The sequence below is a fragment of the Alistipes sp. genome, from assembly GCF_048465575.1.
Lineage (GTDB): Bacteria > Bacteroidota > Bacteroidia > Bacteroidales > Rikenellaceae > Alistipes.
This window is the reverse complement of record NZ_DBFWLG010000013.1, coordinates 96,411-111,596: the sequence shown is the minus strand read 5'-3', so window position 1 is coordinate 111,596 and position 15,186 is coordinate 96,411. Positions and strand designations below refer to the sequence as shown.

Below are 15,186 nucleotides of genomic sequence, written 5' to 3'. Positions count from 1 at the left end.
GTGAATTTTAAATTGTGAATTGTTCTCTGCGTCAGTCCTCCATCTCGACCGAGCCGTCGGGCTGTACGTTGAACTGAATCTGGTAGTATTGCAGCGATTTCTTGCCTGCGCTCTCGACCATCTCCTTGCCGTTTTCGGTAACGTTCACATCGAATGAGGTCTCGATCGCGCCCACATTCTTGCCGCGGTCGAACAATTCGACGCCCGATGAGAGCACCTCGGCGATGTCGTAGCTCGAAACGCTCTGGAAAGTGTAGTTGTCGGGGATCGTCGCCTTGGCCTCTTCGTACTGTTTTTGGACCGCCGCGGGGTCGATCCGCTCGGGCGAGATGCCGTGGACCTTTTCGAAGTCGACGCGGTTCTGACCGGTGGCTTCGCGCAGGTCCGAAACATTGCCCTTGGCCGGACCCGAAAGGGTGAACGTCTGGGTGAAGCAGTCCCCGGCCTCGTTGACCAGATAGACCGTAACGCGCAGCAGCTCGTTGCCCAGTTCCTCGCCCTCCTGCCAGAGGATGCGGTAGATTTTCCACTGTGCGAGGTCGATGTTTTTCTTCACCGTCTGCGCCACGAGCGCCGTGGCTTCGGGGGTGTCCATCTTCGGACCGCTGTTGCCGACTGCGCCGCAGGAGCAGCACAATGCCGCAACGGCGGCGACAAAAAGAGAGCGGATTTGTTTTATCATAATCGTTCTGTTTAGAGTTTGACGTATGACAAATATAGTCCGAAAATTCTCCGAAAAGAAGCATCCGGTCCGAAAAAATCGACTTTGCGGACAAATTGGCACACCGGTGGCAGCCGCTTCCTGTCATATCGTGTCAAAAGATGACACGCTGTCGGGTGGAAATCCCTTGGCAGGCCTTTTGCGGTGGTATGTTTCGAACAAACGGGAAAACAAAAAACTATACTACCATGAATATCAACACATTGACCATCAAGGCGCAGGAGGCGCTCCAGGCGGCGCTGACCCTTGCGCAGCAGCGCGGACAGCAGGCCGTCGAGCCGCTGCACCTGCTGAGCGTCCTCGTGCGCGAGGACGATTCGCTCGCCACGTTCCTCTTGGGGCGCGTGGGGGTAAACGTGCGTACGCTGCGCGAGGAGGTTTCGCAGGCCGTGGACTCCCTGCCGCGCGTCGAGGGCGGCGGCGAACAGTTCTTCGCCCAGGAGACGACCCGGCTGATCCAGCGGGCCGTGGATTTCACCAAGAAATTCGGTGATAAATACGCTTCGGTCGAGCACCTGCTGTTGGGACTGTTGGCCGAGCGCGGCCGGGCCGCCGACATCCTCAAACGCAGCGGCGCCACCGAGAAAGAGCTGCTCGAAGCCATCCGCACGTTCCGCAAGGGGGCCACGGTCGATTCGCAGACCTCCGAGCAGCAGTTCGACGCGCTGGGCAAGTATGCCGTCAACCTCAACGAGCAGGCCCGGCAGGGCAAACTCGATCCGGTGATCGGGCGCGACGAGGAGATCCGCCGCGTGTTGCAGATTCTCTCGCGGCGCACGAAGAACAACCCCATCCTCGTGGGCGAGGCCGGCGTGGGCAAGACCGCCATCGCCGAGGGCATCGCCCGCCGGATCATCGACGGCGACGTGCCCGAGAACCTCAAGTCGAAATCGATCTACTCGCTCGACATGGGTGCGCTGATCGCGGGCGCCAAATACCAGGGCGAGTTCGAGGAGCGGCTCAAAGCCGTGGTGCAGGAGGTGACGGCCAGCGAGGGCGAGATTCTACTGTTCATCGACGAGATTCACACCCTGGTGGGCGCCGGCAAGACCTCGGGGGCGATGGATGCGGCCAACATCCTCAAGCCGGCTCTGGCGCGCGGCGAACTGAGGACGATCGGCGCCACGACGCTCGACGAGTTCCAAAAGTATTTCGAGCAGGACAAGGCCCTCGAACGCCGTTTTCAGATGGTCCGCGTCGACGAACCCTCGCGCGAGGACGCCATTTCGATCCTCCGCGGTCTGAAAGAGCGTTACGAGAACCACCACCAGGTGCGGATCAAGGACGAGGCGATCGTGGCCGCGGTCGAACTTTCGACGCGCTACATCACCTCGCGCTTCCTCCCGGACAAGGCCATCGACCTGGTCGACGAGGCGGCTTCGCGCCTCAGGCTGGAGATGAACTCCGTGCCCGAGGAGATCGACACCCTCGACCGCCGGGTCCGCCAGCTCGAGATCGAGCGCGAAGCCATCCGCCGCGAGAAAGACAAGGAGCGCGTCGAGCAGCTCACCAAGGAGATCGAGGAGCTCAAGGCCCGCGATGCCGAGATGCGCGCCAAGTGGCAGGGGCAGCGCGACCTGCTGCGGAAGATCCAGTCCAACAAGGACCGGATCGAGGCACTCAAGGTCGAGGCCCAGCAGGCCGAGCGTGAGGGCGATTACGGCCGCGTGGCCGAAATCCGCTACGGCAAGATTCAGCAGGCCGAAAAGGAGATCGCAGCCTTTCAAGAGGAGTACAAGCTGGCTTCGGCCAACGGTTCGATGATTAAGGAGGAGGTCGATGCCGAGGACGTGGCCGAGGTCGTGTCGCGCTGGACGGGCATTCCCGTCACGCGCATGCTGGCTTCGGAGCGCGAGAAACTGCTCCACCTCGAGGACGAGCTGCACAAGCGCGTCATCGGACAGGACGCGGCCATCCAGGCCATTTCGGACGCCGTGCGCCGTTCGCGCGCCGGGCTGAGCGACCCGCGTAAACCCATCGGTTCGTTCATCTTCCTCGGCACCACGGGTGTGGGCAAGACCGAACTGGCCAAGGCGCTGGCGGAGTTCCTGTTCAACGACGACCAGATGCTCACGCGCATCGACATGAGCGAGTACCAGGAGCGGCACAGCGTCTCGCGGCTGGTGGGAGCGCCTCCGGGATACGTCGGTTACGACGAGGGCGGCCAGCTCACCGAGGCCGTGCGCCGCAAGCCCTACTCGGTGGTGCTGCTCGACGAGATCGAAAAAGCGCATCCCGACGTCTTCAACATCCTCTTGCAGGTTCTGGACGACGGGCGGCTGACGGACAACAAGGGCCGCACGGTCGATTTCCGCAACACGATCGTAATCATGACCTCGAATATGGGGGCGCAGATCATCCAGGAGAATTTCGCCGGAGCGGCCGACGGGAACCGGCTCCCGGCCGAGGTCGTGGAGCGCACGCGGCGGGAGGTGATCGACCTCTTGAAGCAGCACCTCAAACCCGAGTTCCTGAACCGGATCGACGAGATCGTCATGTTCGAACCGCTGACGCGCCGCGACATCGAACGCATCGTCGACATGCAGCTGGGCATCGTGCGGCGGATGCTCGCCGAGAACGGCATCCGGCTCGAATACACCGACGCCGCGCGCGAGTGGATCGCCCGCGCGGGTTACGATCCCCTCTACGGGGCACGGCCCGTGAAGCGGACCATCCAGCGCTACGTGGTGAACGACCTTTCGAAGCGCATCCTTGCGGGCGACGTGCGGCGCGAGGAGCCGATCCGCATCGACGCCGACGAGCGGGGGCTGACTTTTACCAACTGATCCTTTCCGGATTTTCCGGCAGGCGGTACGGAGCGCTCCGTACCGCTTTTTTTGCAGGGGCGGGGTCCGTCTCGGGATTTTTTCGTACATTCGCTTTCGCAAAACCACCTACAACGATGCATGTCCGCCTGGTCGATACCGTCGCACGCGACTCCTTTCACGAAATGTTCAACGCGGCGCTGCTGTCGATGTGCCTCACGGCTTTCGAGCGCGTGGAGTACGTGTGCCACCCCTCGCAGCAAGCGTGCATTCGGCGGGTGCTCGAACGGCATGCGCCCGCGACCGATCTGAAACGGGTCCGGTTCCGCCCGACGGCGGTCGTCCGGCGGGAGGGACCCGTCGGCTGGGTGTGCCGCTATGCGCTGGGGGCGCTCGTCAACCTGTGGCAGCTCCTGACGCTTCCGCGCGGGGAGCAGTTGATCTACACGACCAACAACCCCCTGGGACTGTGGGCCCTGAACCTGCTGTGCCGGCTTCGTCCGCGGCGCGTGGTGGTGGTTTGCCACGGCGAACTGGAACTGCTCGCGCAGTGCCATCCCTGGTGGAGGGCGTCGGGCTGGTTCGGGGCCTTGCTGCGGCGGACGTTCGCCCGCACGACCCTGGCACCCGGACTGAAATGCTGCGTGCTGGGGCGCTCGATCCTCCGTAATCTCACGCCGTATGTCGCTCCGAAGAACCGCGCGGCGTTCTTCTCGATCGACCACCCCTATTTTTTCTCTGAGGCCCCCGCCGCTCCCGCTCCCCATGCGCAGCTGCGGGTCGGGACCGTCGGGCAGTTGACCCCTGCCAAGGGGCTGCACCGCATCGTGGAACTCGCGCGGGAGATTCCCGTGCCGCTCGTGGTCGTGGGGCGCACCTACGGCTTCGACGGCCACGCCGCGTGCCGCAACGTGCGTTTCGTGGCCGGCGCCGACAACGGGTTCATTCCCCGCGAACGCTACGACTCGGAGGCGGCCGCCCTCGACTACCTCGTTTTCGCCTACGATCCCGACGGATACCGGCTCACGGCCAGCGGCGCCCTCTTCGATGCCCTGAACCTCTGCCGCCCGGTCATTACGCTGCGCAACGATTATTTCGACGACGTGCTGCGCCTGCGCGCGGGATACGTGGTCGATACGGTGAACGACATGGCCGCGCTGGTGCGGCGGTTGGCCGCCGCGTGGCCCGAAAACCCCGATTACAGCCTCTTCTGCGAGAACCTACTCCGCCTGCGCGCCGAATTTGCGGTCGAAACCGTCGCGTCGCGTTTCCGCGAGGCGCTCCGCACGCTTTATCCCGAATCCAAAAAAGCCGAACGATGACGCTCCCGATGAAACTGGTCGAATGCGTGCGCAACCTCTTCGATACGCTGCTCTATTTCGCCGTCATGGCCTGGAAAGAGAATTTCCGCAACTACATCCGCCGCGCAGGCCCGGTGGGCGAGCCGCGCGCGGCGATGGTCATCCTGGGGAACGGGCCCTCGCTCGGGGAGGACCTCCCGCGGCTGATCGCACGCGGCGAGTACCTCGAGAAGGATTTCCTGGCGGTCAATTTCTTCGCCGACGACGAGCGCTTTGCGGTCGTCCGCCCGGCCTATTACGTCCTCTCGGACCCGATGTTCTTCCGCCGAAGCGCTTACCGCGACCGGGTGATGGAATTTTATAAAACACTGAACGAGCGGGTGACATGGCCCATGAACCTCTACGTGCAGTACTACAACCCCGAGCATTTCGACTACCGGGCCGTGCTGCCCAACCCCCTGATCCGCATCGTGCGCTTCCACACCCAGGTATACCGCGGTTTTCCCGGCGTGGAGCGCTGGCTCTTCCGCCGCGGGCTGGGCAGCGCCAATTTCGGTACGGTGGTGCAGGTGGGGGAGTATGTGGCCCTGTTGCTTGGGTACCGGCGGATCGAACTGTACGGCGTGGACCACACGCTGCTCGAGGGGCTGACGGTGGACGACGGGAACCGCCTCTGCCGCCTCGACCGCCACTATTACGACGACGGTTCCTCTACCGCCGTTCCGCAGCCCATCTTCCAGAAAGTTCCGCCCCGGCCTTACACGATGGCGGTCTACCTGGCGGAGGTGGCCGAACTCTTCCGCGGCCACGAGGTGTTGCGCGACTTTGCCATTTCGCTCGGGGCGCGGATCGTCAACCGCACGCGCGGCTCGATGATCGACGCCTACGAGCGCGAGCCGCTCGAATGAGCGCTATTGCGGCAGCTTCCGCCCGGCGGCGATGATCTCCGCCATCGTAAAATCCTCGGGGTAGTCGATGTCCAGCCCCTCGATGCGGTCCACGACGGCCATCCACGGGCTATTGCCGATCCGTCGGTGGCGCGTGCGCCAGAGTGCGGCCGGAAAGATGAAAAAGGCGCTGGTCTCGACATAGACCGGTTCGATGGTCTGCGTGCGGGGAATGTCGTCGAGCGAGTAGTTGAGCGGCTGCCCCTCGTACCAGGCGAATGTCTGGATTCGCTCGGCGCTGAAAGCCGAGTCGTACGCGCCCGAAAGCACCTTGTCGAGCGCCTCGGAGATGGTCTGCGACCGGATAAAGGGCGAGGTGGCGTGTGCGAGCAGGTAGAGGTCCGCCTCGACCTGCTGCGTGAAACTGTCGTATATCTCCCGTCCGAGCGTCGTATCGCGGTCCAGTTCGTCGCTCCGCTTCAGAAACCGCACCCCCTCGGGCAGCAGCTCGCGCACCCGCTCGTCGCTGCAAAAGACCCACACCTCGTCGATTTGCCCGACGTTGCGAAGCGTCTTGAGAATATGGCACAGGAGCGGTTCACCGCCCAGCAGGCGCAGGTTCTTGCCCGCGACGCGCTGGCTGTTCAGCCGGATAGGGACGAATGCTACGGTTTTCATAGGATGCTATCTCTCGATTTGTTTCATTGTACCAGCAGGTTGCAGCCCCGGATGTCGCTGCGGTCGATGCGCCCCTCGACCTCGAATGCTCCGTCGGCGTGGACGCGCCCGATGTCCTGGGTCTGAATGAATGCGCAGGACCAGCGGTTCGCCAGGTCGATGACGTTCAGTCCGCCCCGTGCCCCGACGGGCAGTTGCTCGAACGGGTCGTTCACGTCGCGCGCCACCACGCGCATCCACCCCGGGCAGCGGAAGCGGTTGCCTCCCTTGGAGTAGGCCTGCGAGGTCAGCTCGGCCATGCCATACTCCGAATGGATTGCCCCGACGCCGAACGCCCGGCAGAGAATCGCGTGGAACTCCTCCTTGGGCAGCTCTTCGCGGTAGCCTTTCATCCCGCCCGTCTCCATGACAACCGTGTCCCGCAGCCGCGGTGCATGCCGCTCGGCCAGCTCCCACAGCGCATAGCTTACGCCGAGCAGGATTTTGGGTTTCGGGTCGGCGGCCATGTCGGCGACGAGCCGTTCGTACTCATCGAGGTAGAAGCCGCCCGAGCCGCACGCGGCGATGAGCCGGTCGGCCATGTAGACCAGCGACGAACCCCGTCGCCGCAGGTAGTTGGGCAGCAGCGCATAGATGCTCCAGCGCGCCGGGTCGCCGTAGAACGTGCGGAACGAAGCGCCGAACGCCTCCTCGTAGAGCGCGAGCGACCGCATCGGGTGCCGCGCGGGGGTCATCCCCGTCGTGGCGCTCGAGGTGAAGACCGCTTCGGGCGGCGTATCGCCGCAGTAGACCTCGTGGGTCTTGAACAACTGGATCGGCAGAAAGGGTATTTCGGCGGCCTTTTCGACGGTGTGTGCGCACACACCGATCTTTTCGAGGTATTCCCGGTAGGGCGGACACGCAGCGGCCTGACGCCGGAACAACTCCAGTGCCGCCCTTTCGAACGCCGCCCGGTCCGTCTCGGTGAAGCGGAATATGTTGTACGACTCCGGCATTATTTGCAAAGATAGTAATTATAATCAAAAATATTTTTCTATCTTTGTTAAACGCAATTCCGAAGCGGGTTGCAACATACTGTTTTGCACGAAAGTGTAAGTTCTATCTTCTGTGAACGAAATCTGGTAAATTTCAAACTTGATGAAGATAGGCATAGTTATTTCCATCACGTCTACGGCGTGGAATTGTGTCCTATTTAATCATGAGGGTTTGCCAGAGCCTGTTCACATAAATGGGATTTCAGTTCCACGCTTTCTTGTTGTGTATGGCTCTTTCGGGACTGGAGGGCGCTAACTCCGATTTCCTATGAAGAAATTTCAGCAAATTGTCATGCGGCTGTTTCAGGCTGCCGCACGGGCATTTCGAACTGTTTTTTCCATGCAGACATCGAGTGACTATTATCGAGCAGACTGGCATCGTCCCGATCCGGACGAAAGCAGATAATAACTCAAACCCAAATCCATCATCCAATGAAACTGTTCAAACAAAAAATGACTTACATCTCCGAGAATATCAAATTCACGGGAGATATCGAAGCCAATGCCGACGTAACCATCGACGGGGAGGTGTACGGAACGATCCGTTCGACCAAACACGTGGAGCTGGGCCCGACGTCCCGCTTCGAGGGGGATATCGAGAGCGACTCGGCGCTGGTATGCGGTTTTGTCAAGGGTAGTATCGTGACCCGGCGTTCGCTGGAGGTGCGCAAGCCCGCCACGGTCCACGGCGATCTGGTTTCGGCGCTCGTTCAGGTCGAGTCCGGAGTGGTCATCCAGGGGAAGATCGTCTCCAGTCCCGAAGAGCAGAAAGGGCTCCTTGCGGTTGCTTCCGACCATGCGACCGACTGTTACGAGACGGTTGAGGAGTAGACGGGGCTGCGAAACCGATTTCGCAATCGGTACCATCAGGTGGGACGCTCGTTATAGGGCATTCCACCTGATGACTTACGGACGTTGTGGCGTGGCTGAACTTTTCGGCTGCCGGGCCGAGATTTAGGCTCTGCTTGCTGCTGTGTTGTCCGGCCTGTTTCGGTTGAGAGGCGGGACCGAGGTGTTCCGCTTTCGGTTTGCCGTGCGAACCGGAGCGGCTGAGAGAATCGCTGCCGGGCTGTGATTTCGGCCGGAGGATCGGCCTATACGGTAAGAGCTGCAATTTCAGCGCATGCGGCCGCGTCGGCCGTTCCGGCCGTAAAACGCAAAAACAACGACTCGCGGTCCGGACCGAATCCGCCCCGCTGTCGTTGTTTTTGCCTGCGGGCCGCTCGCCGGCCCTGCCTTCGGGATGCTGTCGTGCTGCCAGGCCGGCCCTATTTGCGGACCTTGGGCGCCAGCATCATATTCATCTTCTTGCCGTCGAGTTTGGGCATGGTCTCCACCTTGGCCACATCTTCCAGGTCGGTGGCGAAGCGCAGCAGCAGGATTTCACCCTGCTCCTTGAATACGATCGAACGACCGCGGAAAAAGACGTAAGCCTTGACCTTGGCACCCTCTTTCAGAAAATTCTGCGCGTGCTTCAACTTGAAATTGTAGTCGTGCTCATCGGTCTGCGGGCCAAAACGAATCTCTTTGACCACTACCTTTACCTGATTGGCTTTCAGTTCTTTGGCTTTCTTCTTCTGCTGGTAGAGGAATTTCTGGTAGTCGTCGATGCGGCATACGGGGGGCTCGGCTTTTGGCGAAATTTCGATCAGGTCGAGTTCCATCTCGTCGGCCAGGCGGAGCGCATCGCGGATCGGCAGTACCCGCGGCTGGCCGACGTTGTCGCCGACCACGCGCACTTCCGTAGCCGTGATCTCCGAGTTGATCCGGTGGGGATTCTCCTTTACGGGCGGGCGGCGTCCGAAGCGGTTGTTGGTGCCGGATGCCGGTTTCGGTCTGTTATTCCCGGGGGTAAACGGCCGCGGCGGGAATGGTTTTGGTGCTGCGATAGTTGTACGTATTAGTTAAGTTAATAATTGTGTTTCACGTTTTCCGGCTCCTGTCGGCGGTGGCCCCGCGGCGTTTGCGCCGCGTTTTCAGTTCGGACCCCGCTCCGAACCCTTTCCGAGGAAAGGGCTTTGCGGGGCTCGGTTGCCGGCCTGGGTAATTACCGTACTCTTGGCGGCGTCGGCCGCCTTTGGTATTTTCCCCGGAAAGTCTGCCTTGCCGTCCTGCCTGTCGGCCGGTTCCGCAGTTGGGCCTTAATTCTCAATTCTTAATTTTTAATTATGAATTGCGCAACTTGTTGGCTTCCATCTCTTCGTGTACCAGCCCGGCGATCAGGTCGCGGAACGCTTCCATCGACATCTGTCCCTTGTCCCCCTCGCCCTGGGCGCGTACCGAAACCAGCCCCTCGGCCTCCTCTTTTTCACCCACGATCAACAGATAGGGCGTGCGCTTGAGCTCGTTGTCGCGTATCTTGCGGCCGATCTTCTCGTTGCGGTCGTCCACCTGCGTGCGGACGTCGTTGCGGTTGAGGTAGTCGGCGACCCGGTGGGCGTAGTCGTTGAACTTCTCCGAAATGGGCAGCACGACCACCTGGTCGGGCGCGAGCCAGAGCGGGAACTTGCCGCCCGTATGCTCCAGCAACACGGCCACGAAGCGCTCCATCGACCCGAACGGTGCGCGGTGGATCATGATCGGGCGGTGCAGCCGGTCGTCGGCGCCCTTGTAGGTCAGGTCGAATCGTTCGGGCAGGTTGTAGTCCACCTGGATGGTGCCCAGCTGCCACTTGCGTCCGATGGCGTCCTTGACCATGAAGTCGAGCTTGGGACCGTAGAACGCGGCTTCGCCGTACTCGATGACCGTCGTCAGTCCGCGCTCCCGGGCCGCCTGCATGATCGCCGCTTCGGCCTTGTCCCAGTTCTCGTCCGAGCCGATGTATTTCTCCTTGTTATTGGGGTCGCGCAGCGAAATCTGTGCCGTATAGTTGTCGAACTTGAGCGTTTTGAAGATGTAGAGCACGATGTCGATCACGCGCTCGAACTCCTCCAGCAGCTGGTCGGGTCGGACGAACAGGTGGGCGTCGTCCTGCGTGAACCCTCTCACGCGCGTCAGTCCGTGCAGCTCGCCCGACTGCTCGTAGCGGTAGACGGTGCCGAATTCGGCCAGCCGCACGGGGAGCTCCTTGTACGAGCGGGGCTTCGAGCGGTAGATTTCGCAGTGGTGGGGGCAGTTCATCGGTTTGAGCAGGTACTCCTCGCCCTCGATGGGGGTGTGGATGGGCTGGAACGAATCCTTGCCGTATTTGGCGTAGTGGCCCGAGGTGACGTAGAGCTCCTTGTTGCCGATATGCGGGGTGATGACCTGCTGGTAGCCGTACTCTTTCTGCACGCCGCGCAGGAACTGCTCCAGCCGCTCCCGCAGAGCGGCGCCTTTCGGCAGCCACAGCGGCAGCCCCTGACCGACACGCTGCGAGAACGTGAACAGCTCGAGCTCCTTGCCCAGCTTGCGGTGGTCGCGCTTCTTGGCCTCCTCCAGCATCACCAGGTACTCGTCGAGCATCGATTTCTTGGGGAACGTAATGCCGTAGATGCGCGTGAGCATCTTGTTCTTCTCGTTGCCGCGCCAATAGGCACCGGCCACGGAGGTGAGCTTCACGGCCTTGATATAGCCCGTATCGGGAATATGCGGTCCGCGGCAGAGGTCCGTGAACGCACCGTTGGTGTAGAACGAAATGGTGCCGTCCTCGAGATCCGTAATCAGTTCGACCTTGTATTGGTCGCCTTTCGCGGTGAAAGTCTCGAGCGCTTCGGCCTTGGGAACCTCGCGCCGGATGAGCCGCTCTTTGTTGCGCGAGAGTTCGACCATTTTCTGCTCGATGCGCGCAAGGTCGGCCTCGGTGATGGGCACGGGGGAGTCGACATCGTAGTAGAAGCCGTTTTCGATGGCCGGGCCGATGCCGAACTTGATGCCCGGGTAGAGGGCCTCGAGGGCTTCGGCCAAGAGGTGCGACGAGGTGTGCCAGAAAGCGTGCTTGCCCTCCGGATCGTCCCATTTGTAGAATCGGATGGAGGCATTCTCCCCGATCGGGCGCGTCATGTCCTGCGTCGCGCCGTTTACCGAGGCCGCCAGCGAGTCAGCAGCTAAACGAGGGCTGATGCTCTGGGCGATCTGGTAGGCTGTCGTCCCGTCGGCATACTCCCTTACGGAGCCGTCGGGAAAAGTGATTTCAATCATCTGTTCTTATTCGTTAAGTTTTTCGGGCCCGAAGCGCTTCCACAATTACGAGACGGAATACGCCGCGAAACCCTCGTCGGTCAATTCAAAATTCACATTCGGTCGCCGTGCCGTTAACCCGCCGCCCGGAGGCTTCTCTTTGCCCCCGCCCGGCATAGTTCGCAAACGGTCTCAGCCCACGCTCGCAAGTTCACCTCCCGGACGTATCGCGGAACGACTGGTCGCGCGAAGCGCGTTCGCGTTCGGCGCGCTGGAGCGGATCGGCCGTCCAGGCGGACCAGGCGCGGCGCCGCGCCACGATGTCCAGCGCCAGGTAGATGGCGTTGCGCATCGACTGCGGGTCGGCCAGGTCCTTGCCGGCGATGTCGAAAGCCGTGCCGTGGTCGGGCGAGGTGCGCACGGCCGAGAGCCCGGCGGTGAAATTCACACCCTCGGGCGAGAGGGTCTTGAACGGAGCCAGCCCCTGGTCGTGGTACATGGCCAGCACGCCGTCGTACTTGGCATAGCCGCCTCCCGCGAAGAGCCCGTCGGCGGCGAAAGGTCCGAAAGCCAGCACCCCTTTCGAAAAGGCTTCGACGATGGCCGGCTTGATGACCTCCACCTCCTCGCGGCCCACCAGCCCGCCGTCTCCGGCATGGGGGTTGAGCGCCAGCACGGCGATGCGCGGTTCGACGATCCCGAAATCGGCGATCAGCGTCCGCCGCAGGTTCTCCAGGTCGCGGACGATCTTCTCGCGCGTGATGCTGCGGCTGATCTCCGACACGGGGATGTGCTTGGTGACCAGCCCCACGCGCAGCAGGTCGCTGCACAGGATCATCATCGGCTCGCCCTCGAATTCGGCCCCGAAATATTCGGTATGCCCCGTGTAGCGGAACGCGTCGCTCTGGACGGTCTCCTTGTCGAACGGTGCCGTGACCAGAGCGTCGAGATGGCCCTCCTTGAGGTCGTGCACGGCCGCGGCGAGCGCCTCGACGGCGGCCTGTCCGGCCTCGGGGGTGGCTTTGCCGGGCTCGACGGCCGCGATGCGGCCCGCGGCGACGAGGCTGACCCGGCCGGGCCGGGCGTCGCGGGCCGACGGGACGGGGTGCAGCTGCAACTCCTCGGTCTGGGCGAGCGTATTTCGGTAACAGGCGGCCGCTTCGGGCGAACCGTAGACCACGGGCGTCATGAGTTCGGTCATGCGCGGGTCGGCGAGCGCCTTGAGGATGACCTCCCAGCCGATGCCGTTGGGGTCTCCCTGCGTGATGCCTATTCTGAGTTTGTGTTCGGACATGGATATTTCTATTTCAACTTACAAAGATAACTATATTATTCAGAATCCGCAACGGCTTTCGGGGAATTTTTCCGCTGCCGCTCCGGGGTCCGGTCGCAGCTAAATCGAAAATTGCATCCCGTCCCGCGTTTCTTTTGCAATCGGGTGATTTTTTGCTATCTTTGTTTTCGTACTCTGTGAGGGGTACGGACATACCATACGAAAAAGCGCATTGGCTTTTTTCTTACTCGTGAAACCTGGGAAATTTCAGTAACGTAAGGAATAAAAGTTGATGCTCGCGTCGTTTTCGGCGCGGGCCATCTCCATATCCTACGTTACGGGCTTCCCAGGGCCTCACGGGTGGATTAACGGGCGGTCCGCGTTTTCGTAGCCAGCCAAAAATTTGCGACTATGAAAAAGTCTGAAATTCAATGCGAGCAGCTGCGAACCTCGATGCTCTCGATTGTTTTCGATCTGGTGTACAGTACGTTTTGGTCCTCCCGTTCGGAACGCGAACGGCACGCCGAGCCGCTGCTGCGGGTGCAGGTCGTCGTCAAGCGGCTCGCCGGCGTACTGTTCCAGGCCCCGGCTGCCGACGGAAGCACGCCCCGGCAGGTCCGCGAGTGCGTCGAACTCTTCGTACAGGAGGTCGAACGGCTGGGCGAAAGGCACGAAATCGGCAAAAAGCAGTTGTTCGAAGCGCGTGAAAAACTGGAAGAGATGCGGCTGTTGGCCGAGAAGATGGCTGCCCACTGCGCCGAAATGGAGGCCGAAGAGGCTGCGCAGCCGCTTTAGTTTGGACGGCTTTCCGCCAAGCCTCTTTTTTTCATCCTGCCGCTCTGCCTTGGGATTACCGCGCTTTGGGAGCGGTCCGGTCCAGGATCCATTGCTGCACGGGGTCGATACCCCGGAGATACTCCTCCCAGGTCGGCGCCAGTTCCACATCGGGTCGCAGCACACACTCCCCGTTGCGGCTCGCGTCGGGCCGCGCGAAGAATTTGGAGCTGACCGAGCCGCGCAGCCCCGTATGGGGCAGCTCCCACATCAACAGATCGCCGTAGTGCGACGGCCGGAACGCAGCCTGCCGGCCCACGATCTCCCCGATGCCGTTGTCCGCGATCATCGTCGCCAGAATGCCCGCGCTGCTGAATGTTCCGGGCCCCTGCACCACGATCACGCGGCCCCGGAAACAGCGCTGCGGGTCGCGGTTGGTGAGGAACAATTCCTGCGTCGCTTCGTCCCGCCCGTCCGATCTGAAGAGCGAGTCGCGCTGGTCGTAGAGCCGGTCGGGGTCGAGCGTCTGGCCGGACCGCTCGAACCGCTCCCGAAGCCGCTGCGCCATTCGGGGGTATTGCTGCTCCCAGAGAGGCGAGAGACGGATCGAGGAGGAGAAAGTTCGGAGCGAGTCGAGGGGCCGCAGCCACGAGAGCAGCACGTCGCACAGCCGGCTGTTGCCGCCTGAGTTGCGGCTCAGGTCGATCACCAGGGTGCGGATGCCCTCGGCCTCGATGCGGCGGAACAGCTCCTCGGCGAAGCGGTCGAAGCGGGGCATGCGTTGCAGCTGCGCCTCCATTTCGTCAGTAATCTCGGTTCCGGTGTAGCGGTACATGGCACGCGCGGTGCTCTGATCCTGGCAGCGGTTGAACTGGAGGTAGCACACGTTCCGTCCGGGCAGCAACGTGTAGGCGAACGGGTCCCGCGTCGGTCGGACGGGGTAGTCGGCTGGGGCCTTGCGTACCGAGGCCAGGTTGCGCACTTTGCCGGGACGGGGAGTGAGTTCGATCCGCTCTCCGTCCGAAAAGACGATCCGAAGCGCCGAATCCGCCCGGGCGCAGGGGCTCTGCTGCCAGAGAGCGGGCGCTTGCAGCAGCATGTTCGCCAGGAGGCGGAAACCGGCTTCGTTGTCGTAGCTGAGCATCGTGCGGAGGCTTTCCAACACCTCCTGCACGGGACGGTCGTTGAGGCTGTCGATCCGCTTGCCCAACGCGGATTCCCACTCCGGGGCCACGGCTTGCAGGCGCAGTTCGCGGCCGTCGCCGAAGAGTTCGAGCGGGTAGTGGCTGCGCGCCTGCGAGTGCGGATAGACCTGCGTATGACCGTCGTGCAGCCGGGCCGCGATCCGTTGCAACAAGGGTTGCAACTCTGCCGCCGAGCGGCAGCGGGCCGCCAGGCGATAGCCCGCTTCGGAGATGCTGTCTGCGGAAAAAGGGGCCTCTTCACCGGTGCAGAACGCCGGATGGCTCGTGCGCAGCAGGTCCACGAAGAGCAGCAGGTCCCGCTGGCAGGGGTTGCCCGCGATGTAGTCCTCGCGCTGTTCGACCGCGGGGTTGGTATAAGGGGTTTGGGCTGGCAGCGGTGCCGCGAACGGCAAGGCGAAGAGCAGCAAAAGGTTTTTCGGCATGTGCTTTGGGGGCGATCGTGTTCCGGGC

Annotated in this window: 12 protein-coding genes; 5 read left to right on the top strand and 7 right to left on the bottom strand. The window is 62.1% G+C overall.

The window, feature by feature from the left end; genetic code table 11:
• Positions 1-31: 31 nt before the first annotated feature.
• Entirely contained in the window at positions 32-682 is a 651-nt protein-coding gene (locus tag ACMQ11_RS04860; protein ID WP_418991633.1) for a hypothetical protein, read from the bottom strand.
• Between the two features lie 227 nt (positions 683-909).
• On the opposite strand from ACMQ11_RS04860, the gene clpB reads away from it, so the two are divergent.
• From clpB to ACMQ11_RS04845, 3 genes are all read left to right on the top strand, one after another.
• Positions 910-3,507: an ATP-dependent chaperone ClpB gene (gene clpB, locus ACMQ11_RS04855; RefSeq protein ID WP_418991632.1), complete on the top strand. Its 2,598-nt coding sequence runs from the start codon at positions 910-912 to the stop codon at positions 3,505-3,507.
• 116 nt (positions 3,508-3,623) lie between these two features.
• Complete coding sequence (locus ACMQ11_RS04850; protein ID WP_418991631.1) at positions 3,624-4,808, top strand: hypothetical protein; 1,185 nt, start codon at positions 3,624-3,626, stop codon at positions 4,806-4,808.
• Positions 4,805-5,695, top strand: a complete 891-nt coding sequence (locus ACMQ11_RS04845; RefSeq protein ID WP_418991630.1) for a hypothetical protein — start codon at positions 4,805-4,807, stop codon at positions 5,693-5,695. Before ACMQ11_RS04850 ends, ACMQ11_RS04845 begins: the two co-directional genes overlap by 4 nt.
• A gap of 3 nt (positions 5,696-5,698) precedes the next feature.
• Here ACMQ11_RS04845 and ACMQ11_RS04840 read toward each other — a convergent pair whose 3' ends face one another.
• Positions 5,699-6,352, bottom strand: a complete 654-nt coding sequence (locus tag ACMQ11_RS04840; protein WP_418991629.1) for a cytidylyltransferase domain-containing protein — start codon at positions 6,350-6,352, stop codon at positions 5,699-5,701.
• Between the two features lie 23 nt (positions 6,353-6,375).
• The gene (locus tag ACMQ11_RS04835; RefSeq protein WP_418991628.1) at positions 6,376-7,347 is read right to left on the bottom strand and encodes an acyltransferase; all 972 of its coding nucleotides are present in this window, start codon (positions 7,345-7,347) and stop codon (positions 6,376-6,378) included.
• A gap of 471 nt (positions 7,348-7,818) precedes the next feature.
• Here ACMQ11_RS04835 and ACMQ11_RS04830 point away from each other — a divergent pair, with 471 nt between their 5' ends.
• Positions 7,819-8,217: a bactofilin family protein gene (locus tag ACMQ11_RS04830; RefSeq protein WP_418991627.1), complete on the top strand. Its 399-nt coding sequence runs from the start codon at positions 7,819-7,821 to the stop codon at positions 8,215-8,217.
• A gap of 437 nt (positions 8,218-8,654) precedes the next feature.
• Here the strand turns inward: ACMQ11_RS04830 and infC are convergent, their stop codons facing one another.
• The 3 genes from infC to pdxA all read right to left on the bottom strand — a co-directional run bounded on the left by infC (position 8,655) and on the right by pdxA (position 12,778).
• Entirely contained in the window at positions 8,655-9,275 is a 621-nt protein-coding gene (infC, locus tag ACMQ11_RS04825; protein ID WP_418991705.1) for a translation initiation factor IF-3, read from the bottom strand.
• Positions 9,276-9,552: 277 nt separating this feature from the next.
• Positions 9,553-11,505: a threonine--tRNA ligase gene (gene thrS / locus ACMQ11_RS04820; RefSeq protein WP_418991625.1), complete on the bottom strand. Its 1,953-nt coding sequence runs from the start codon at positions 11,503-11,505 to the stop codon at positions 9,553-9,555.
• A gap of 190 nt (positions 11,506-11,695) precedes the next feature.
• Positions 11,696-12,778 carry a 4-hydroxythreonine-4-phosphate dehydrogenase PdxA gene (gene pdxA, locus ACMQ11_RS04815; RefSeq protein WP_418991623.1) on the bottom strand — a complete coding sequence of 361 codons (1,083 nt, stop codon included), beginning with the start codon at positions 12,776-12,778 and terminating at the stop codon, positions 11,696-11,698.
• Between the two features lie 390 nt (positions 12,779-13,168).
• On the opposite strand from pdxA, the gene ACMQ11_RS04810 reads away from it, so the two are divergent.
• Entirely contained in the window at positions 13,169-13,552 is a 384-nt protein-coding gene (locus ACMQ11_RS04810) for a hypothetical protein (RefSeq protein WP_418991621.1), read from the top strand.
• Between the two features lie 55 nt (positions 13,553-13,607).
• Here ACMQ11_RS04810 and ACMQ11_RS04805 read toward each other — a convergent pair whose 3' ends face one another.
• On the bottom strand, positions 13,608-15,158 hold the full coding sequence (locus ACMQ11_RS04805) for a S41 family peptidase (RefSeq protein ID WP_418991619.1): 1,551 nt from the start codon (positions 15,156-15,158) through the stop codon (positions 13,608-13,610).
• Positions 15,159-15,186: the final 28 nt, after the last annotated feature.